Annotated in this window: 18 protein-coding genes; 13 read left to right on the forward strand and 5 right to left on the reverse strand. The window is 71.9% G+C overall.

All coding sequences use genetic code 11. From position 1 onward, the window contains the following. The first annotated feature begins 27 nt into the window (after nt 1-27). The 5 genes from ACZ6BG_RS18235 (at nt 28) to ACZ6BG_RS18255 (ending at nt 5,942) form a co-directional block, all read left to right on the forward strand. On the forward strand, nt 28-855 hold the full coding sequence (locus ACZ6BG_RS18235; RefSeq protein ID WP_469002266.1) for an SDR family oxidoreductase: 828 nt from the start codon (nt 28-30) through the stop codon (nt 853-855). Further along, nucleotides 852-2,579: an AMP-binding protein gene (locus ACZ6BG_RS18240; RefSeq protein WP_469002268.1), complete on the forward strand. Its 1,728-nt coding sequence runs from the start codon at nt 852-854 to the stop codon at nt 2,577-2,579. Before ACZ6BG_RS18235 ends, ACZ6BG_RS18240 begins: the two co-directional genes overlap by 4 nt. Beyond that, entirely contained in the window at nt 2,563-3,546 is a 984-nt protein-coding gene (locus tag ACZ6BG_RS18245) for an amidohydrolase family protein (RefSeq protein WP_469002271.1), read from the forward strand. Before ACZ6BG_RS18240 ends, ACZ6BG_RS18245 begins: the two co-directional genes overlap by 17 nt. 180 nt (nt 3,547-3,726) lie before the next feature. Next, nucleotides 3,727-5,073: an aminotransferase family protein gene (locus ACZ6BG_RS18250; protein ID WP_469002273.1), complete on the forward strand. Its 1,347-nt coding sequence runs from the start codon at nt 3,727-3,729 to the stop codon at nt 5,071-5,073. Nucleotides 5,074-5,132: 59 nt separating this feature from the next. Further along, nucleotides 5,133-5,942: a class I SAM-dependent DNA methyltransferase gene (locus ACZ6BG_RS18255; protein ID WP_469002275.1), complete on the forward strand. Its 810-nt coding sequence runs from the start codon at nt 5,133-5,135 to the stop codon at nt 5,940-5,942. 58 nt (nt 5,943-6,000) lie between these two features. On the opposite strand, the gene ccrA is transcribed toward ACZ6BG_RS18255, so the two are convergent. Next, nucleotides 6,001-7,347, reverse strand: coding sequence for a crotonyl-CoA carboxylase/reductase (gene ccrA / locus ACZ6BG_RS18260; RefSeq protein WP_469002277.1), 1,347 nt, complete (start codon nt 7,345-7,347; stop codon nt 6,001-6,003). Nucleotides 7,348-7,558: 211 nt separating this feature from the next. Here ccrA and ACZ6BG_RS18265 point away from each other — a divergent pair, with 211 nt between their 5' ends. Beyond that, the gene (locus ACZ6BG_RS18265) at nt 7,559-8,404 is read left to right on the forward strand and encodes a crotonase/enoyl-CoA hydratase family protein (RefSeq protein WP_469002279.1); all 846 of its coding nucleotides are present in this window, start codon (nt 7,559-7,561) and stop codon (nt 8,402-8,404) included. A 72-nt stretch (nt 8,405-8,476) separates the two neighbouring features. Here the strand turns inward: ACZ6BG_RS18265 and ACZ6BG_RS18270 are convergent, their stop codons facing one another. Both ACZ6BG_RS18270 and ACZ6BG_RS18275 read right to left on the reverse strand, forming a co-directional pair. Further along, nucleotides 8,477-9,124, reverse strand: a complete 648-nt coding sequence (locus ACZ6BG_RS18270; RefSeq protein ID WP_469002282.1) for a response regulator transcription factor — start codon at nt 9,122-9,124, stop codon at nt 8,477-8,479. 693 nt (nt 9,125-9,817) lie between these two features. After that, nucleotides 9,818-10,057, reverse strand: coding sequence for a 2Fe-2S iron-sulfur cluster-binding protein (locus tag ACZ6BG_RS18275; protein WP_469002286.1), 240 nt, complete (start codon nt 10,055-10,057; stop codon nt 9,818-9,820). A gap of 990 nt (nt 10,058-11,047) precedes the next feature. On the opposite strand from ACZ6BG_RS18275, the gene ACZ6BG_RS18280 reads away from it, so the two are divergent. Both ACZ6BG_RS18280 and ACZ6BG_RS18285 read left to right on the forward strand, forming a co-directional pair. Further along, a complete protein-coding gene (locus tag ACZ6BG_RS18280; protein WP_469002288.1) occupies nt 11,048-11,563 on the forward strand; it encodes a lytic polysaccharide monooxygenase auxiliary activity family 9 protein in 516 nt (171 codons plus the stop codon). A gap of 286 nt (nt 11,564-11,849) precedes the next feature. Beyond that, nucleotides 11,850-13,457 carry a PucR family transcriptional regulator gene (locus ACZ6BG_RS18285; RefSeq protein ID WP_469002290.1) on the forward strand — a complete coding sequence of 536 codons (1,608 nt, stop codon included), beginning with the start codon at nt 11,850-11,852 and terminating at the stop codon, nt 13,455-13,457. 98 nt (nt 13,458-13,555) lie between these two features. Here the strand turns inward: ACZ6BG_RS18285 and ACZ6BG_RS18290 are convergent, their stop codons facing one another. Beyond that, entirely contained in the window at nt 13,556-14,692 is a 1,137-nt protein-coding gene (locus ACZ6BG_RS18290) for a serine hydrolase domain-containing protein (RefSeq protein ID WP_469002292.1), read from the reverse strand. Between the two features lie 364 nt (nt 14,693-15,056). Between ACZ6BG_RS18290 and ACZ6BG_RS18295 the strand changes: the two genes are divergently transcribed. The 5 genes from ACZ6BG_RS18295 to ACZ6BG_RS18315 all read left to right on the forward strand — a co-directional run bounded on the left by ACZ6BG_RS18295 (nt 15,057) and on the right by ACZ6BG_RS18315 (nt 20,002). Further along, the gene (locus ACZ6BG_RS18295; RefSeq protein ID WP_469002295.1) at nt 15,057-16,079 is read left to right on the forward strand and encodes a dipeptidase; all 1,023 of its coding nucleotides are present in this window, start codon (nt 15,057-15,059) and stop codon (nt 16,077-16,079) included. A gap of 269 nt (nt 16,080-16,348) precedes the next feature. Then, complete coding sequence (locus tag ACZ6BG_RS18300; protein WP_469002993.1) at nt 16,349-17,431, forward strand: M20 family metallopeptidase; 1,083 nt, start codon at nt 16,349-16,351, stop codon at nt 17,429-17,431. Nucleotides 17,432-17,550: 119 nt separating this feature from the next. Then, a complete protein-coding gene (locus tag ACZ6BG_RS18305; protein WP_469002996.1) occupies nt 17,551-18,285 on the forward strand; it encodes a GNAT family N-acetyltransferase in 735 nt (244 codons plus the stop codon). A 53-nt stretch (nt 18,286-18,338) separates the two neighbouring features. Beyond that, complete coding sequence (gene menC / locus ACZ6BG_RS18310) at nt 18,339-19,448, forward strand: o-succinylbenzoate synthase (protein WP_469002299.1); 1,110 nt, start codon at nt 18,339-18,341, stop codon at nt 19,446-19,448. Between the two features lie 80 nt (nt 19,449-19,528). Next, nucleotides 19,529-20,002 carry a hypothetical protein gene (locus ACZ6BG_RS18315; protein ID WP_469002301.1) on the forward strand — a complete coding sequence of 158 codons (474 nt, stop codon included), beginning with the start codon at nt 19,529-19,531 and terminating at the stop codon, nt 20,000-20,002. 124 nt (nt 20,003-20,126) lie between these two features. On the opposite strand, the gene ACZ6BG_RS18320 is transcribed toward ACZ6BG_RS18315, so the two are convergent. Then, nucleotides 20,127-20,471: a hypothetical protein gene (locus tag ACZ6BG_RS18320; RefSeq protein ID WP_469002303.1), complete on the reverse strand. Its 345-nt coding sequence runs from the start codon at nt 20,469-20,471 to the stop codon at nt 20,127-20,129. Between the last annotated feature and the right edge of the window lie 221 nt (nt 20,472-20,692).

Genomic DNA, 20,692 nt, shown 5'->3' on the forward strand with positions numbered 1-20,692 from the left:
CCCCACCGTGCCGGAAGGAGACCGCAGGTGACCGACGACAGGCCCCTGAAGGGCAAGGTGGCGCTGGTCGCGGGCGCCTCCTCCGGGATCGGGGCGAGCATCGCCCGCACGCTCGCCCAGGCGGGTGCCTCCGTCGCGCTCGTGGCCCGCCGCAAGGAACAGCTCGCCGCCGTGGAACAGGACGTGGCGGCTCACGAGGTGCCCGCCGTCACCCTCGTCGCCGACCTGGCGGCCGACGGCGCCCCCAAGGACACGGTGGCCGCCGCCGAACGGGCCCTCGGCCCCATCGACATCATGGTGAACAACGCCGCCCTCGCGCGCACCGGGCCCATCCACGAAACCAACCCCCGGCACTGGCGGCAGGCCTTCCACCTCAACCTGGACGTGCCGTTCCTGCTGGCCCGCGCCGTGCTGCCCGGCATGCGCGAACGCGGCCACGGCTGGATCGTCAACATCAGCTCCGAGGGCAGCCTGCTGCAGGCCGACTGGTCGGCCCCGTACTCCCTCACCAAGCGCGCCCTCAACGCCCTCACCGCCCAGATCGACCTGGAGAACCGGCACGTGGGGGTGCGCGCCATCGCCGTGCTGCCCGGCTGGGTGCGCACCGACCTGGCGCAGGACCCCGAGACCCTGGGCGTCGAGGTCAGCGATCTGCTGGATCCCGCGGACATCGCCGACGTCGTGCTGTGGGCCGTCACCCGCCCGCCCGCCGTCAGCATCGGCCCGCTGATCCCCGTGCGCCCCGTCAGCAGGAACGCGCAGACCCTGGTCAACTGGGAGCAGTACCTGCGGACGCTGCGCCACTACGACGCCTCCGGCGGCCACATGGTCGACGTGCCCGGGATCCCTGAATGACCGGCGCCACGACCGCCCCCGGCCCGGCCGCGGCGACCGGGCCCGCCGAGCAGGCGCCCGACCGCCTCGTCGAGATCCTCCCGCCCGGGGACCCCCGGGTGCCCGACGCCGCGCACTGCGTGACGGGCGCGCTGCTCGCGGCCCGCGCCCAGGCCCACCCCGACCGCGTGTACGCCGTCTTCGACGACAGCGCCGACGGCAGCGACGGCACCGCGTGGACGTACGGACAGGCCTACGACGACGCGCGTGCCACCGCCGCCGCTCTGTACCGCCTCGGCGTGCGCCAGGGCGACACCGTGCTGTGCTGGCTGCCCAACGGCCGGGACGCGCTGCGTGTCTGGTACGGCGTCAATCTGCTGGGCGCCGTCCACGTCCCCGTCAACACCGCCTACCGGGGCAGCCTGCTCGGGCACGTGCTCGCCAACTCCGGTGCCCGCGTCCTGGTCGCGCACACGCTGCTCGTCGACCGGCTCCAGCACACGAGCGGTGGCCGGCTCCAGGAGGTCGTCGTCCTCGGCGGCGGCCCCGACGACCCATGGCCCGACGCCCTGCCCGGCGCCCCGCGCGTCCACGGCCCGGCGGCGCTGCGCGGGCGGCCGGAGGACTTCGTGCCGCCCGAGCGGCCGGTCGCCCCCTGGGACACCATGGCGGTGATCTACACCTCCGGCACCACAGGGCCGTCCAAGGGCGTCCTCGTCTCCTACGTCCACCACTACTCGACGGTGACGGCACTCCTCGACGACGACATCACCGAGCACGACCGGTACCTGCTCAACCTGCCGCTGTGCCACGGCGGCGGCACCGAAGTGGCCTACTGCATGCTCCTGTTCGGGGGTTCGGTCGTCGTCACCGAGGGCTTCAGGACGAGCGAGTTCTGGGAGGTGATCCGCCGGTACGAGGTCACCATGTGCACGCTGCTCGGCGCCATGGTGGACTTCCTGCTCGGCCTGCCGCCCCGCCCGGGCGACACCGACCATCCGCTGCGGGCCGCCTGCGTGATCCCGCTGACGCGCCAGGCCCTCGACTTCGGCCGCCGCTTCGGCGTGGACGTCTACACCGGGTTCAACATGTCCGAGACGTCGGCGCCGCTGGTGTCCGCGCTCAACCCGCAGCGCACCGGCAGCTGCGGGCGGCCGCGCCCCGGGGTGCAGTGCCGGGTCGTGGACGAGCACGGCATCGACGTACCGGACGGTCAGGCGGGCGAGCTGGTGCTGCGCGCCGACCGGCCGTGGTCGCTGTTCCACGGCTACCACGGCATGCCGGAGGCCACCGCGGCGGCGTGGCGGCACGGCTGGTTCCACACCGGGGACGCCGTGCTGCGCGAACCGGGCGGCGACTTCTTCTTCGTGGACCGCATCAAGGACGCCATCCGGCGCCGGGGCGAGAACGTCTCCTCCGCCGAGGTGGAGGCCGAACTGCTCAGCCACCCCGCCGTGGCCCTGGCCGCGGCCGTGGCGGTGCCCAGCGACCAGGCCGAGGACGAGATACTCGCCGCCCTCGTGCTGCGGTCCGGCGTCCGCTTCGACCCGGAGCAGTTCCTCGCCCATCTGCGGCCTCGCATGGCCCACTTCATGGTGCCGCGCTATGTGCGGGTCGTTGCCGAGCTGCCGGTGACGGAGACGGGCAAGGTCCGCAAGGAGACGCTGCGCGCGCAGGGCGTCACCCCCGACACCTGGGACCGGGTGGCCGCAGGGATCGAGGTCACCCGTGACCGCATCCGCTGAACCGGCGGCCGCCGCGCACCGTGTGATCGACGTGTGCGCGCTGGCCCTGGACCGGGAGTGCTGGCGCACGTACTTCCGCGGGCTCGGCGCGGTGGCACCGTCGTACCTGCGCGCCTTCGGCCGCCACGCCACGGCGGTCTTCGGCGCCGACCATCCCCGCTTCCGGGCCCGTCTGGACGCGGGCGACCAGGACGGCGCCGTCGACCTGCTCGTCGCGGCACAACCGGAGCGCGTGGACACCGAGGCGCTCCTTGCGGCCATGGACGACAACGGCGTCGTCCACCAGGTCCTGATGAGCTGCGGCGGCGCCACCGCCGACGGGGACGACGTGAACAGCCGCGTCGCCGCCGTCGCCGCCAAGGCCCCCGACCGGCTGCAGGCCTGGGCGGGCATCGACCTCACCGACCCCGCCCGAGCCGTCGCGGAGCTGGAACGCTGCCACGGCCTCGGCATGCGCGGCTTCGCGGTGACGCCGTTCTGGCAGGGCGTCGACCCGCGGGACGTGGCGTACGACCCGGTCTACGCCAGGGCGCAGGAGCTCGGCATGCCGCTGTGGCTGCACACCGGGCACCACTTCTCGCGGCACGCCGCCGAGCTGTGCCACCCCCGCAACGTCGACTGGATCGCCCTGCGCCACCCCGACCTGCCCATCGTGGCGGGGCACGCGGCCTGGCCCTGGGTGCTCGCCCTGATCTCCGTCGCCCAGCGCCACCGCCACGTCTACCTCGACATCTCCTCCCACCGGCCGCCGTGGATGGCCCGCCCCGGATCGGGCTGGGAGCCACTGCTCCTGTACGGCAGCACCGCGCTGCGCGGCCGGGTCCTGTTCGGCTCGGCGACCTGGGTCAACGCCGACCCCGTCGCCGTGCTCGCCCGGCAGGTGGCCGACCTCGGCCTCGGCGACGAGGTCACGGACGGCTGGCTGTACGGCAACGCGGCCCGGCTGCTCGGGCTCGGACCGGGCTGACCTCGTGCGCCGACCCGCGCCGCCGACACTCCCCGACCCCACCCGCACCACTGACACCTCTGAACCCACCCGCACCGGCGACACCCCCGAATCACCCGCACCCCACCCCCACCCGCACTCCCATCCCGAACCCCCGACCACCGCCAGCGAGCGCACCCCCAGCAGAGAAAGGGACCTATCGTGATCGACCCCGCTGACTACGCCCTGTGGAACAGCGGCGTGCCGCGCCCGTACCTCAAGGCGCTGTCCCCCGACGACCTGCTCGCCGAGTCCGACGGTGTGCGTGTCCGCGACTCCGGCGGACGTTGGTACCTGGACGGCCGCTCCGGACTGTGGAACGTGACGCTCGGCTACGGCAACACGCGCGTCAAGGAAGCCATCAAGCAGCAGGTGGACAAGCTGCCGTTCGCCAACAGCTACGGCTACGGCCGCCCCGCCCAGGTCACCGTGGACTGCGCCGAGGCCCTCGTCGGCCATCTGCCCGAGGGCATCAACCACGTCCGGTTCGCCAGCAACGGCGCCCAGGCGGTGGAGATGGCCCTGCAGCTCTCCCGCTTCCTGCGGCTGCGGGCCGGACAGCCCGAGCGCATGGCCGTGTTCGCCATGTGGGACGGCTTCCACGGGCAGGGCCCCGGCGCCGGCATGGTGACCGGCGTCCCCTACCTGCACCACCAGACCGGCCCCATGCTCCCCGAGGTGCACCACGCCCCGGGACCGTTCTCCGTGGGCGCGACGCCGGGCGTCAGCGACATGGAGCGGCTGATCCGCGAATTCGGCCCCGAGCGGGTGACCGCGGTGATCGTGGAGCCCGTCGTCGGTGAGGGCGGGCACATTCTCTCCCCCGAGTACCTGGGCTCCCTCGGCCGGTTCTGCCGGGAGCACGACATCCACCTGATCTTCGACGAGGTCGTCACCGGCATGGGCCGCGTCGGCGACTTCACCAGGGCCGGGCAACTGCCCGACGTCACCCCCGACATCATCACCCTGGGCAAGGGCATCACCTCGGGGTACGTGCCGATGTCGGCCGTCGCCATCCACGACCGCCTCTACGAGCAACTGCACGAGCGCACCACGGGCGACACCGCGCTCAGCGTCGGCTCGACCAACGACGGCCACGCGGTGGCCGCTGCGGCGGCCCTCGCGGTGATCGGGGCCCTCACCGAGGACGGCGTCCTGGAGAACGTGCGCCGACGCGAGTCGGACCTCCTCGCCGCCCTGGGCAAGCTCCAGGCCCAGCACCCCGAACTGACCGGCTTCCGCTGCCTCGGCCTGTTCTGCGGCCTGGAGTTCGGTGAGCCCGGCGGCCCTTCGTGGTCGCCCGGCAAGGTGAACAAGCTGCGCATGGCCCTGGAGAGCCGGGGCGTGCTCAGCTCCAGCCTGCGCGTGGTGCCGAACCTGATGCTCATGCCGCCGCTCGTCATCACCGAGGACGACGTGGCGGAGATAGCCGGAGCGCTCGACGGCGCGCTCACCGATGTGAAGTCGGGCCGGCTGCCCGAGTCCGGCTTCGCCAAGGCCATGGGATGACACCCGGGGCCAGGGCATGACAACGGGATTTCTCCACGTGACGAGAGGTGAGTGACGAGATGACCAGTCAGCACACCGGTCGCAAGACCAGCAAGCAGTGGCAGGAAGAGGCGGCGGAGGAGTGGGACCGCTACGCCGACATCTGGGACTCCTGGACGCCTGACGACAGCCGGGACGACGCGGAGGAGGCCGCGGACTTCCTCGCGGCGCTCGCCAAGGACGGCACGGCCCTTGAACTGGGCATCGGCACCGGCCGCGTGGCCCTGCCGCTGGCGCAGCGCGGCGTGCGGGTGGCCGGCATCGACGCCTCCCCGAAGATGCTGCAGAAGCTGAAGGAGAAGCCCGGCGGGGACCAGATCGAGGTGTTCGAGGGCAACTTCGCCGACGTCGACGTCGAAGAGGAGTACGACGTCGTCTTCATCGCCCTGGCCACGCTGTTCGTCCTGCCCGACCAGGACGAGCAGGCGCGCTGCCTCGCCAACAGCGCCAAGCGGCTCAAGCCCGGCGGGCGGCTCGTCGTCCAGAACATCGTGCCGGACATGACGTACTACCAGCGCGGGCGGCAGAACGACTACGGCATGACCGAGCCGTTCCGCATCTCCGGCCGCCTCGCCGGGCACCCTCGGCTCGCCTGGTTCGAGATGAACCACGTCGACCCGACGACGCAGATGGTCAAGCGCACGGACGTCATCATGAGCGAGAAGGGCAACAAGATCATCGCGGCGACCATGCGCTTCGTCTGGCCGTCGGAGCAGGACCTGATGGCCCGTCTCGGCGGCCTGGAGCTCGAGGACCGCTGGGGCGGCTGGCGCAAGGAGCCGTTCCACTACGACAGCAGGGACGCGGTGTCCGTCTACCGCAAGCAGTAACCGTCGAGACATGAGAGTGCGGGCCCGCGCGACGCGCGGGCCCGCACTCTCATGTCCGTCAGGCCCGCGCGGGCCGCCGCGCGGCGAAGGGGTTCTTGCCCTCCGGGTCCAGGGCAAGGCGCCGCTCGGGGTCGGTGACGCCGAGACCGGGCTCGGGCGCCAGGCACAGCACGCCGACCTTGCCGAGGTGCTCGTTGCGCTGGACCAGCGCGGCCGCCTCGCCGACCTTCTCCAGCGGATAGACGTCGGAGAGGACGGGGGTGAGGCGGCCGAGCTGGAAGAGCCGGTTGCACTCCCACTGCTCCTGAAGGTTGGCGGCGTGGCTGCCCACGATGCGCTTGAGGTTCATCCACAGGTAGCGGTTGTCGAAGTGGTGGTCGTAGCCGGTGCTCGAGCCGCAGGTGACCACGGTGCCGCCGCGCCGGACCACGAAGACGGAGAGCCCGAACGTCGCCTTGCCGACGTAGTCGAAGACGACGTGCGGGTCCTCGCCGAGCGCGTCCCTGATGACCCGCCCGAGCCGCTTGCCCAGTTCGATGGTCTGCTCCGGCGTGCGGTCGGAGCCCGCGTCGAGACCCAGGCCGGCGCGGTTGATGACGACGTCGCAGCCGAGCCGCCGCAGCGCCTCGGCCTTGCGCTCGGAGCCGACGACGCCCACGGCGATGCCCCCGGCGTTCTTCACCATCTGCAGGGCGTAGCCGCCGAGTCCGCCTGCCGCGCCCCAGATCAGCACGATGTCGCCCTGCTTGATCCGGGCACCCTTGTCGCTCACCAGCATGCGGTACGACGTCGCCGCGGTGAGCAGCACGGACGCGGCCTCCTCCCACGTCAAGTGCGTGGGCTTGGGAAGGAGTTGGCTGGCGCGCACCACGGCGTAGTGGGCGAGGCCCCCGAAGTTCGTCTCATAGCCCCAGATGCGCTGCTCGGCGCCCATCATGCCGTCGGCGTGCGTGGCCGGCTCCTGGTCGTCCACCTGGACGCAGCTCACCACCACGTGGTCTCCCGCGGCCCAGCGGCGTACGCCCGCTCCCGCGCGCACGACCACGCCCGCCGCGTCGGATCCGACGACGTGGTACGGCTGGTCGTGGCGGCTCGCGAACCCGCCCTGGCGGCCGAGGCGTTGGAGGAAGGAGAACGTGGGTACGGGCTCGAACGTCGCCGACCACACGGTGTTGTAGTTGATGGAGCTGGCCATGACCGCCACGAGGACTTCGTCCGGGGCGAGTTCGGGCATGGGTACGGTGTCGACGTGCAGGGTGGTGCGGACGTCGCGTTCCTCGCCGGGGGCGAACCGGTCCATGTCCTCGGCCCGCAGGTGTGCCGCCAGATAGGCGGAGGGCGGCGAGAGGCCCTTCCACTCCCGGGTCGGCGCATCGGCCTGCAGGGCTTCCGTCAGCGCGTCCATGGCAAACCTCTCCCTCGTCGGGCGGCATGAGGGGGACGACCCCCCTCCCCGCATAGGGATTGCACGTGTGCGCGGGCGCGCCCGTACAGTCATCGGGGGTACTCAAACGGGCATCAGGACGAGTACTTCCAGGGCGTAGGTGGCTGCCGACGCCCGCACTACGCTTGCTGGTCAAACCCCCGTAACACGCCGAATCAGGGTGGGCAGAGGTGTGACCGGAGAGCTCAGGCAGGGCCCCGCCGCCGAGGCGGACGGCGGCCGCGGAGAGGACCGCGCCGACGGCGGCGCCGCTCCCGGGAACGCTGCCGATGTGCTGGTCGAGCGGTGCGGCCCGATCCTCGTCGTGCGACTGAACCGGCCCCGTGTGCGCAACGCGCTGACCCGTGCCATGGCGGAGCGAATCGCCGCGGCCTTCGCGGAGTTGGACGACCGTGAGGAGCTGAGGGTGGGCGTGCTCACGGGCACCCCGCCGGCGTTCTGTGCCGGGATGGACCTCGCGGCCTTCGCCCGCGGTGAGCGCGCCTCCCTGCCGGGTCGCGGCTTCGGAGGCCTCACGGAGCGTCCACCGGCCAAGCCGTTGATCGCCGCGGTGGAGGGGGCGGCGGTCGGCGGTGGCTTCGAGATGGTGCTCGCCTGCGACATGGTGGTGGCGTCGGCGGACGCCAGGTTCGCGCTGCCCGAGGTCCGCCGGGGGCTCGTGGCCGCGGCCGGCGGTCTGCTGCGGCTGCCGCGCGCGATCGCTCCCGTCGTGGCGATGGAGATGGCTCTGACCGGCGAACCGATCGACGCGCAGCGTGCGTTCGCGCTGGGTCTGGTCAACCGCGTCGTGCCCGCGGGGACGGCCGTCGCGGCCGCCTGTGAGCTGGGGGAGAGGATCGCCGCGCACGCGGACCACGCCGTCCTCGCGAGCAAGGCCGTCCTGGCCCGGGCGCGCGACGGGGAACTGGCCGACGAGTACCGCTCGCATCGTGAGCTGCTGGCCGACATCATCGATTCCCCCGGCGCGCGTGCCGGGGCACGCGACTTCGTCCAGGGGCGTTCGAGTGGGAGGGGATGACCGCTGCAGTTGGTGCCGTCTGTACGGGATGCCGTCTGTACGGGATGACATCTGCGGGGGCGGTCCGCCCGGTCAGCCTCTGGCTCCGGTGGCCACGCCCGCCTGGAAGGAGTACTTGCGGAACAGCTCGCGGCGTCCGCTGACGCCCAGTTTCCGCAGCGCGCTGCTGACTTGATTCTTTATGGTCTGCGGGGCCAGGGAGAGTTCACCGGCGATCTCCTCGTTGGTGTACCGCCGCAGCACGAGGCTCAGGACCTCTTCTTCCCTGCGGGTGATGGCGGGCAGCCCGTCGGACGTGACGCTCCGCACGTCTATGTGATCGCGTTCGCTCTTGCCGAGTATCCACATGCGCTGGCCGAGGTGGGTGCGCACCACCGCGTCCACCAGCTCCGCGCTGCCCACGCTCTTGTGCAGGAAGCTGTCGGCCCCGGCCGAGATCGCGGCGACGACGGCGCCGGGTGAGGTGTCCCCGGTGAAGACCACGACCCGGGGTGAGTTCTCCATCGCCTTCACCTGCTGGCACAGGTCGGCGCCGCTGGTCGTGCCCTCCAGCTCCAGTTCGAGGACGACGACACCCGGGCAGGAGTTCCTGACTGCGTGCCATGCCTCGTCGCTCGTCGCCGCTTCGGCGGTCCACGCCACTCTGGTGTCCAGCAGGGATGAGAGGGCGTACCTGATGACGGGATGCCGGTCCACGACGAGGACACCTAACGCTTGCATGGAGAACTCCTCACACAGTGAGTGCAGCGGATGCTGGTCGGGTCTGCGGTGCTCCGAGTTGCGGCGGCGGCCACGCTCCGGGCGCCGCCCCTGGGGCGGCGGACGAAGGAGAGGAGGGCTCTGCTGCCGTGTGCGGCCCAAGAGCCGGCCCGCGACTGACTCCCGCGGGCTGGTCAGGCCGGGACTCGGAGCCATGCAACATCACTTAATCAATCGTGAGACAACACCCCGTTGGCGTTCCGAGACCGGAACCTATGCTTCCTCGACACCCCGTTGGACAATCCGCGATCGGATTGAGTCGTTCCTTCCTGGCCGTTCAACAAAAGCCAGCCGACTGGCTAGAGACTGCCACGGACGCGCGGTTCATCGGCAGCCACTCGTCGTACCGTGTACGAGAAACCGTACGGTACTGCGGGTACCGGTGGTGTCCATATCGGTGAACTGGTGGAGACTTCCGCAGGTCGGCGACTGCGGAGATGACCCGTCCGCCCTTCGGGGTACCCGTTCGCGCCCGTCCTGAACGGGTAAGGAGCCGCGCCACGGGGTGGTGGCCCCCGCTGTCGTGGAATCACGGGCCGCCGTGGACCAGTAGTCGAACTCGACCGGGTTCCGCACGTTCAGATGCATGAACGCTTTGCTCGGACTTGAGACCACCGTCTCGAACCCCAGCGTCGTGGTGCCGGGAAGGGGGCCTCAGAGGTCCAGGTGCAGTTCCGGCGTGAGCGGGCACGACACGCACGCGTACATGCGACCGGCGGGGGCGCCGATGTCGTCGCGGTGTTCGGGGCTGCCGGAGAGCACGGTGACCTCGCAACTGCCGCAGACGCCCTCGCGGCAGCCTGAGGCGGGGCCGCAGCAGTAGACCAAGGCGTCGGGCGCGAGAGCGGCGGCCAGGGCCCCGAGGTCCGGTCGGCTGTCCTCGCTGGTGGCCACGAGCCGCACCCCGTCGCCGTACGGCGAGCGGCAGCCCCTCGGCGAAGGGCGTGGTCGACGTCGACCGGCCCGCGTGGACGAAGGAGGCCGGGATGTCCGCCGCGACGGCCGCGGACAGCATCGGCGGCAGAGGGGTGACGCCGATCCCGCCGGCGGGGAAGAGGTGGCGCGGCGTGGGCAGCAGCGGGAAGTGGTTGCGGGGCGGCGACACTTCGAGGGTGCGGCCCGGGCGGAAGTGGTGGCGGATGTACTCCGAGCCGCCCCGGCTCAGCGGGCCGTGGCGCACCGCGACGCGATAGCGCTCCTGGTCGGCGGGGTCCCCGCACGGCGAGTACGAGCGGGTCAGTCGGTTCGGCAGCGTCAAGTCGATGTGCGTGCCCGGTTCCCAGGGTGCCAGGGAGCCGGTGGCGGCGCGCAGGACGAGCGAGACGACGTCCTCGGCCGCCTGGTCGACGCGATCGATGACGGTGTGCTGCGCCTGCATCGCTGATTCACCTCGGGGCGGGTCGGTGGGACTGAGGGGCGGTGCAGGAAGGCGGGCCGGTGGGGCGGACGGGTCCGCGGGGGGGGGGGCGGTGAAGTGGCTGACGTGGCGTCAGTGGAGCGTGTGATACGCGTCTTCGAGGCCCTCGTCGACGACCTTGGGGTCGACGTCCCGGCCCAGCTGCGAGGTGACGAGTTCACCGGCCGAGGGCATCTCGTCGGCCAGCGCCTGGCTCGCGGGGCCCCACGGGTGGGAGCGGACCAGGGCGCGGCCGCAGTGAAGCCGGCATCCGCCTGGCGTCCGACCGGCACCGACGGCCGTGGGCGGTCGCGGACCTGGCCCGAAATCGCCCTTGACCGTGACCTGCCAAAGTCTATGGTCCAGACTAATCGGCAGCCGTGAACATCAGGCCTCACTGTCCACAACGGCCTGCCGCACCCCCACCCCCCACACCAGAGCACTTCACGTCACCCCCCCCCATGAAGCAATGCCGTGAAGGAGTACGCATGGACAAGAAGCGCAAGGTAGCCGCCATGATCGGAGCCGGTCTGGCACCGGTCCTCGCTCTCACCCTGCCGACCGGCTCGGCCAGCGCGCACGGATACGTCAACGCACCCGCGAGCCGTCAGGCGCAGTGCGCCCAGGGCGCGGTGTCGTGCGGCGAGATCAAGTGGGAACCGCAGAGCGTCGAGGGCCCCAAGGGCCTGCGCAGCTGCAGCGGCGGCAACGCGAGGTTCGCGGAGCTCGACAACGACAGCAAGGGCTGGCGGGTCAGCGACGTCAGCAGGACGCAGACGTTCACCTGGACGTTCACCGCCCGGCACCGCACCGCGAACTACGAGTACTTCGTCGACGGCACCAAGGTCGCCACCATCGACGGCGGCAACCAGCAGCCCCCCGCGACCGTCTCGCACCAGGTCAACCTCGGCAACGCCACCGGCAGGCACAAGGTCCTCGCGGTATGGAACATCGGCGACACGGCCAACGCCTTCTACGCGTGCATCGACGTCAACATCCGCTGAGGCCAACATCCACTGACATCACCATCCGCTGACGTCGACGTCCGCTGAGCGGAAGCCCGACACGACGGACGGCCCGGCACCCCCAGGGTGCCGGGCCGCCACCATGCGTGGAACGTCGACGAGGAAGGGGCGACGCCAGCCCAGGCGACCGGGGTTGTCAATCCGGACAGCAGAAGCCTAGGTTTCCGTGGGGATCCGCCAAACGGTCGGATGCCTCGGGGGAGCACTCTGGGCTGCCAGGACGGCGGTCCGTGCCGATCCGAGGCCGACGCGATGAGGAGCACCCATGGACGCCTGCACCCTCGGCGACCTGGTGGACGTCGTCGGCGGTTCGTCGCTGCGGCTGCGCACCGCGCCCGCCGGACCCGCCACCCCGGTCACCGAGGTGCTGCTGTACGACGCGCACGTTCCGCTGCCGCACGCGCCCGGAGCCCTGCTGCTCGCGGTCGGCGTGCCCGCGGCCGCGGCCGAACCGCTGGTGCGGGCCGCGGCGGACGCCGGGATGACCGGTGTCGTGGTGCGGGGCGCGGACGGGCCGGTCGGTGCGGCCGAGGCGTGCGGGCTCGCGCTGCTGACGGTCGACGACGAGACGGCCTGGCACCACGTGCACCTGATGCTGGCCTCGGCGATCGACGGCCGGTCCACCCACGGCGGCGGCGTGGGGGACCTGTTCGCGCTGGCCGACGCGATCGCGGCGGCGACCGGCGGGGCGACGTCGGTGGAGGATCCGCGCGGGCGCATCCTGGCCTACTCCACCGTGCCCGGCCAGCCCGTCGACGAGGACCGCCGCCAGGGCATCCTGGGCCTTCAGGTACCGGGCAGCCTCGACAACGCGGAACAGGTCAGGCTGGTGTTCGCCGCCGACAAGCCGGTGCGGCTGCCCCCGCTCGAGGAGGGCGGCCTGTCGAGGCTCGCCACCGTGGTGCGGGCGGGCGGCGAGGCGCTCGGCTCGGTCTGGGTGGTCGACGACGGCACGCTCGCCCCGGACGCCGAGCAGACCCTGGCCCAGGGCGCGTCCACGGCGGCGCTGCTCCTGCTGCGCACCCGCGCGGCCCAGGAACTGGTACGCCATCAGAACACCGACCTGCTGCGCAGGCTCCTCGACGGTACGGCGGACGCCTCGACGGCCGCGCACCGCCTGGGCCTCGACGTGGTGCGCGTGGCCGCGTTCGTCCTGGACGCGGCGGCGAGCGTGCCGGACGCCGAGCGGACGTCGGCGCGGCTGCTCGACGTCGTACGCCTGCAGTGCGAGGCGCGCTACGGGCGGCACGCGTGTGTGCTTCTGGACGGGGTGGTGTACGCGCTGCTGCCCGCGGCGGGGGAGCCGGGCGTGGCGCACGTACCGCAGGAACGGGTGGCGGGTGACCGGCGGCACCGGCGGCTGGCGGAGGACATCGTGCGTCGGGCCGGGCGGTCGCTGCGGGTGCCGGTGCGGGCGGCGCTCGGCGCGGTGGTGCCGGACCTCGGCGGGGTGGCGGGCTCGCGCGCGGACGCGGACCTCGTCCTGCGGCTCCTTGACGACGCGCTGCCGGTGGCGACGGTCGACGAAGTGCGCCCCCGGGTGACGCTGCTGCGGCTCTCCGAAGTGATGCGCGAGCGGCGGGAGTTGAAGGAGGGCTCCTGGCAGCGGGTGCTCGCGGCGGACGCCGAGCACGGCACCGACTACGCGCGCACCCTGGTGGCCTGGTTCGACGCCGGGTGTGACGTGGCGAGCGCGGCCAAGGCGCTCTCCGTCCACCCCAACACCTGCCGCTACCGCCTCAAGCAGGCCGGACGGCAGCTCGGCGTCGACCTGGAGAACCCCGACGAACGGCTCGTCCTCTGGCTGCAGTTGAGGACGCTGGCGGGGCTCGGCGGCACCGCCGGAGCCGGGTTCACCGACGCGCCGGAGTGAGGCGCGGCACCGGCGCACCCCCATGATGTGCACCGGTGCCGCGACCCCAGGGCGCCGAACCCCGGAGGGCGAACCCCCGGGGGCGCGGCACGCGCCGGTCAGCGCAGATCGCGGATGAGGCGGTTGACGACGGCGTCCACCTTCTCCTCGTTGAACGACTCCGAGCCGATCAGCAGCGTCACGGCCCGCTTGCCGTCGTCCGTGACGGCGTTCCTGAGCTTGTGGCCGGTCTCCATGTAGCCGCTGTGTCCCCAGGCGACGAGGCCGGGACGGGGCTCGTAGCGCTCGACACCCAGGCCGTAGCGCGACCTCGCGGAGTCATCCGGAATGGTCCGCTTCATCTCGGCCAACTGCGCCGGGGCGAGGAGCTTCCCGGACATCAGCGCCGTCCAGAACGCCGTCACGTCCACGCCGGAGGAGACCAGCGCCCCCGACGCGTCGGCCGCGGAGGTGTTCCACTCCGTCTTGTCCACCAGGGTGCCGTTGCGCTCCACGTAGCCGCGCAGGTCCGGCTTGCGGATCGTGACGCGGTCACCGGGCCAGTAGGTCTCGCGCAGCCCGAGGCGCTTGATGATCCGCTGCTTGATCTCGGTGCCGATGCTCCGCCCCGTGACCTTGGTGACGATCAGTCCGGCCAGGTTGTAGTTGGTGTTGGAGTAGGAGAAGCCGTCCGGGGTCCTGTCGTCGGGCGGCGGCAGCTCCAGCGCCTGCTTGACCGTCAGGAGGGGCTCGATGTGATCCCAGCGGTGCTCCTCGTCGTTCTCCCAGAACGGCGCTTCCAGGTAGTCGGGCAGGCCACTGGTGTGCTGCAGCAACTGCCGGATCGTGATCTTGCGGCCGTCGTAGACGTTGGTGCGGATCAGGCCGGGCAGGTAGTCGTCGACGGTGTCGTCGAGCTTGATCCTGCCTTCGCCGACGAGCTGCAGCACGACCGTGGCCGTCCACGTCTTGGTGTTGCTGGCGATACGGCTGTGCTCGTTGCCGACGGCCTTGCGGCCCGTCCTGAGGTCGGCGAGGCCGACACCGCTCTTCCGCACGCCGCAGCGCGGACTCTTCACCGTCACGCTGATCCCCGAGGCGCCGACACCGCCCAGCGCCTTCAGTGCCGTCTGGATGGGCTTGGCGTCACACCGCGGTGACCCGACGGGCTCGGCGGACGCGGCCGACACGGCGGGAGCCGTCAACAGAGAAGCGGTGAAGGCCAAGGTCACGGGAGCGCTTGTCCTGCGTCGCATGGGTGTCTCCTTCTGCGTACGTGCGGTGTGACGGGTCAGGCCACGTGAGGTGCAGGGGGGTAGTGGTTCGCCACTCTAAAGACCGCGTCACGCCCCGGGTTTGTCCGCGTGTCCAAGCATCGGCCCACTGATTTGTCCCGTTGGACCAAGATCCCGGGGGTTCGTCGTGCGTACGTTGTGTCGCGTACGCCCGCATCGTTCCGGACCGGTCCCGCACCCGGAGCCGGTCCCGCACGTGGACCTCGCCCACACCCGGGCCCTGTTCGGTCCGCCCGCCCCAGCCCGCCCCCTGTCCCTGTCGCGCCGCCCTTCGGCGGCGTGCCGCCGGGCCACCCCTGCTCCCCGCCACGCGAAAGGTTCCGTCGTGTCCCTCGGCCTCCATCGCCGCGCCGTCGTCGCCGATGCCCACAACGACCTCCTCATGGCGGTCTCCGCTCGCCCGCCCAAGCGCTGGGGCGGCTTCTTCCGGGAACGGTGGCTGCCGCAGCTGCGCGAGGGCGGCGTCGGCATCCAGGTCCTGCCGGTGTTCATCGACGAGCAGTACCGGCCCGAAGGAGCGCTGCGGCAGACCCTCCGCATGATCGAGTGCGGCCACGTCATCGCCGAGGCCAACGCCGACCACGTCGCCCTGTGCCTCAACGGCGCCGACATCGACAGGGCCCTCGCCGAGGACAAGATCGCCCTCGTCCTCGCGTTGGAGAGCGCGCCGGGTGTCGACGCCTCCGTCGAACTGTTCTCCACCCTGTACCGGCTCGGCGTACGCATCGCCTCGATCGCCCACTGGGGACGTACGCCGCTCGCCGACGGCAGCCGGGAGAACGCCACCGGCAGCCGCCTGACCGCCCCAGGTGTCGAGGCGCTGCGGGAAATGGAACGCCTGGGCATGCTCTTCGACATCTCCCACCTGGGAGACAGCGGTGTCGCCCATGTCCTTGAGCTGGCCACCCGCCCGCTGATCGCCACCCACTCCTGCGCCCGTGCGCTACGGGACCACCACCGCAACCTCACGGACGAGCAGATCCGTGGCGTGGCCGACACCGGCGGCCTGGTGTGCGTGAACTTCGTGGCCGACTTCCTCACCGACGACGAGGCGAAGGTGAGCGTCGACCGGGTCGTCGACCACATCGAGCACGTCGTCTCGGTGGCCGGGGTCGACCACGTCGGCCTCGGGGCGGACTTCCTCGACGAGATCATCGCGGATCTCACCCCGCCCTGCTGCGAGAACGTCGACGACGAGGACCCCCTCTTCCGCTTCCCCGGCCTGGAAGGCCCGGCCGACCTGCCCCGGGTCACCGAGGCGATGGTCCGCCGGGGCCTGCCCGAGGAGGACATCCTCAAGATCCTGGGCGGGAACACGCGACGGCTCATGCACAAGCACATGGGCTGAACGAGCGCCCGCACTCAACGAGTGCTTGGCCTGAACAAGCACCTGGTCTGACGCCGCATCAGGTCGTCACCTCACCACGTACGCGGCTCCCGCCGCATGGTCAGCGTGGTGGCCAACCCACCTTGGAGGACTCACCCGTGCCGCACGACGACGAAAGCCATTCCGCGCAGCCGGAGCCACAGCCGGGTCGACGGGCGATCCAGCAGCCGGACGTGCGGGTGGCCCGGCAGCCTCACCGCCGGGCGGGCCCGGCGCCGAGCCTCGACGCCATGCTCGCCGACCTCGAAGAACTCGTCACCTGCGAGTCCTACTCGGCCGACCACGCCGCCGTCGCCCGCAGCGCCCAGGTGGTCGCGGCCCAGGGCCGCAGACTGCTCGGCGCCTCACCCCGCACCCTCGTCACCGACGGCGTCACCCACGTGCGCTGGACCTTCGGCACACCGCGCATCCTGCTCCTCGGCCATCACGACACGGTCTGGCCCATCGGCTCCCTCGTCACCCACCCCTGGTCGGTGGAGCAGGGCGTCGCCCGCGGCCCCGGGGTCTTCGACATGAAGGCCGGACTGGTCCAGATGTTCCACGCCCTCGCCTCGCTGCCCTCCCTCGACGGCCTCTGCGTCCTCGTCACCGGGGACGAGGAGACCGGCTCGGCCACCTCCCGGCGGCTCATCGAGGACATCGCACGCCAGTGCACGGCCACCTTCGTCCTGGAGGCCTCGGCACCCGGCGGCGCGCTGAAGACCAGCCGCAAGGGCGTGTCCCTCTACGACATCACCGTCCACGGCCGCGCCGCCCACTCCGGCCTCGAACCGGAGAAGGGAGTCAACGCGGCCACCGAACTCGCCCATCAACTCCTCACCCTGCGGAGCATCGCCGACACCGTCACCGCATCCACCGGCCCCGGCACGACCGTGACGCCCACGGTGATGCGGGCCGGAAGCGCGAGCAACACCGTGCCCGCGCGGGCCGAGTTGAGCGTGGACGTCCGCGTACCCGACGCGGCGGCGCAGGAAGCGGTCGACCGGCTCATCAAGAACCTGGAGCCCCGAAACCCGGCCGCCCGCCTTCAGATCGACGGCGGCCCCAACCGGCCGCCCCTGGCCGCCGAAGCCTCCCGGAAACTGTTCGCCCTGGCCGCAGAGGAAGCCGTCTGGCTCGGCCTCGGCCCGCTGTCACAGACCGCGGTCGGCGGGGCCTCCGACGGCAACTACACCGCCGGGGCCGGGTGCCCCACACTCGACGGCCTCGGCGCGGTCGGCGACGGCGCGCACGCCGACCACGAACACGTGCTCACCGCCACCATGCCGGACCGCGCGCGGCTCCTGGCGCACCTCGTCGGAGCGGTGCGATGACCGGATCGCGCGTCCCGGACACCTCGGCCCTCGCGAACGCCTCGCCCCTCCCGAGCGCGTCGACGCTCCTGAACGAGCCGACCGGCGTGAACGGACCGGCCATCCGGGAACTCCACGCCATGGACGACTTCGAAGCGGTCAGCCTCCTCTACGCCGACATCTGGGGCAGCGAACCCGGCCACTCACCCCTCTCGGCCGAGGCCATGCGGGCCCTCTCCCACGCGGGCAACTACGTGGCCGGGGCGTACGAGGGCGGCCGTCTCGTCGGGGCGTCCGTCGCCTTCTTCGGCGCACCCATAGGCACCAGCCTGCACTCGCACATCACCGGCGCCGTCATGGGCCGCGGAGTGGGCCTCGCCCTCAAGACGCACCAGCGGCAGTGGGCCCTCGCCCGCCGACTGACGCGCATCACCTGGACCTACGACCCGCTCATCCGCCGCAACGCCTACTTCAACCTAGTCAAACTCGGCGCCCGCCCGGAGGAGTACCTGACCTCCTTCTACGGCGCGATGGACGACGCCATCAACGGCGGCGACGAGTCCGACCGCGTCCTCGCCGCCTGGGACCTCACCGCACCCGCCCCGCCGGACCCGATCGAGTTGCCCGTCGGCGCCACCCACGCTCTGCGCGACCACGAAGGCCGCCCGGAGACCGGCCCGACCGACGCCGACACCGTCCTCATCGACCTCCCGGACGACATCGAGGCCCTGCGCCACACGGATCCCGGCGCCGCCCGTGCCTGGCGCCTCGCCGTACGGCACACCCTGGGCGGCCTCCTCGCCGAGGGCGCCCACGTCGTCGGCTTCCACGAACGCCGCCGCTACGTGGTCCGGCGCACCCCACCCCGTTCCTGATCACTGACCCCGCCCGACAGATCCTGACCCCGCCTGAAAGGGAGCCACCAGCCATGAAGACAAAGATCTCCGGTGTCGAGCTGCGCCGGATCGCGATGCCCCTCGTCGCTCCGTTCCGTACCTCCTTCGGTGTGGAGACCAGCCGCGACGTGCTGCTGGTCCGTGTCGTCACCGCCGACGGCGAGGGCTGGGCCGAGTGCGCGGCCATGTCCGAGCCGCGCTACTGCTCCGAGTACGTCGACGGCGCCCAGCACGTCCTGCGGGAGTTCCTGATCCCCGCCCTGCCGAAGGACGGCGTGGACGTGCAGGCGGTGGGACGGATCCTGGCCCCCTTCACCGGGCACCGGATGGCGAAGTCCGCACTGGAGACGGCCCTGCTGGACGCCCGACTCCGGGGCACCGACGAGTCGTTCGGCTCCTACCTGGGTGCTGCCAGGGACCGGGTTCCGTGCGGGGTCTCCGTCGGCATCATGGACTCCGTCCCCGAACTCCTCGACGCCGTCGAGGCCTACATCGCCGAGGGCTACGTCCGGATCAAGCTGAAGATCGAACCCGGCTGGGACGTCGAGCCCGTACGTGCCGTGCGCGAGCGCTTCGGCGACGAGCTGCTCCTGCAGGTCGACGCGAACGCCGCCTACACCCTGGCGGACGCCCAGCACCTCACCGCGCTCGACGACTTCGGCCTGCTCCTCATCGAACAGCCCCTGGCCAACGACGACATGGTGCAGCACGCCGCACTCGCCGAGCAGCTCCGCACCCCGGTCTGCCTGGACGAGTCCATCGAGTCCGCCGCACACGCGGCCGCGGCCATCTCGCTCGGCGCCTGCTCCGTCATCAACATCAAGCCCGCCCGGGTCGGCGGCTATCTCGAAGCCCGCCGCATCCACGACATCGCGAGCGCCCACGGCATCCCCGTCTGGTGCGGCGGCATGCTGGAGACCGGCATCGGCCGCGCCGCCAACGTCGCCCTCGCCGCCCTGCCCGGCTTCACCCTCCCCGGCGACACCTCCGGCTCCCACCGCTACTTCGCCACCGACATCACGCAGCCCTTCGTCCTCGCCGACGGCCACCTCGACGTCCCCACCGGCCCCGGCCTCGGTGTCGTACCGCTGCCCGACGTGCTCGACGAAGTCACCACCTCTCGCGAATGGATAGCCCTGTAAGAGACGCCGCTCGCCGGACGGACCGCGGGGAATCCGGCCGGACCGCAGGGAACAGGGAAGGCCCGTCCTATGCTGTGGCCATGGATGCCGCGGCCGCGGGGGCGGCCCTACTGCTGGCAGCGCTCAACGAGGCGGTGCGCGACTTCCAGTCCTACGGATACGACCAGTTCCTCGCCCACCAGGACGCCGTCACACCGCGCTACGGCGGGGTCCTGCCGCCCGCGGTCCGTGCCCACGTCTCCGTCGGCGTCTCGTTCGACCTGGTGGGCGCGGCGCGGCGCGGTGACCGCCGCGAGGCCCGCGTGGCGGTGTCGGTGGACCTGCGCGACGAGATGTTCGTCGTGGCGGGGGAGGCGGGCGTCGACGCGCTGCGCCCCGGCGACGGCGACGCGCCCTGGGAGCTGCTGCGGGAACTGCCCGAGGTGGCGGTGCGGGACCTGGACGAGTGCGTCGCCCTGATCCGCGACTACACCGCCCGGCTGTGCGCCTACACCGACTTCCTGGACGACATCGGAGTGCCCCGCACCCCCCGAAGTCCCGGCGGGGTCCCCTGACCCTGCCCCGTCACGTCCGGAGCACGGTTCACCTCGCCTCCGCCTCGACCCCGGGGGCCCGGCGCGGCACCTGGCGCCGTCAACGCCTCCGCGCGCAGCGGCACTTCGGTGTGAAGGCGGGCGTCTATGGCGCCCCGGTCCCGAACCACACCGTGTTGGCCCGGAAGGTCCCCCAGGTCACCCCTGTCCCCGCCGGTACGACCTCCTTGGCGCCCTGGCAGCGGAACGCGCCGGAGCCCGCGTACACCGTGGCCTTGGTGCCGGTCTGGTTGTCGACGCCGAGTGAGGTCCTGGTGAGGTCGATGCAGAGGCCGTCGGTGGGGTTGATCAGCAGATTGTTGGATCCGTCCGTGCCGGTGTAATGGAACTTGCCGGTGGCGGCCTGGGCGCTGGTGGGCAGGGCGGTCGCCAGCGCCACCGCGGCGCAGGCGGCGAGTAGGCTCCGGAGGGTCCTCCTGTGTGCGGCCATGGGTGATGTCGCTCCTCGGGGGTCGGGCCTCAGCGCTTTCCCAGTGAGGCCTTCCACGCTGCCGCTCCGCGAGAAGAGGCGGACGGGCAGCCTTCCCGGCGAGAGTCCACCGTCCGTGACGCCCCTGGAAGAGCCCCTTCCGCAAACCGCTCGTTCGGTGCATGTCGAGGTACATGTAGGGGCAGTCGGCGCCTCCCGGACCGGCCCGTCCCCCTCCGCGT

The sequence above is a fragment of the Streptomyces sp. NPDC041205 genome, assembly GCF_055591765.1.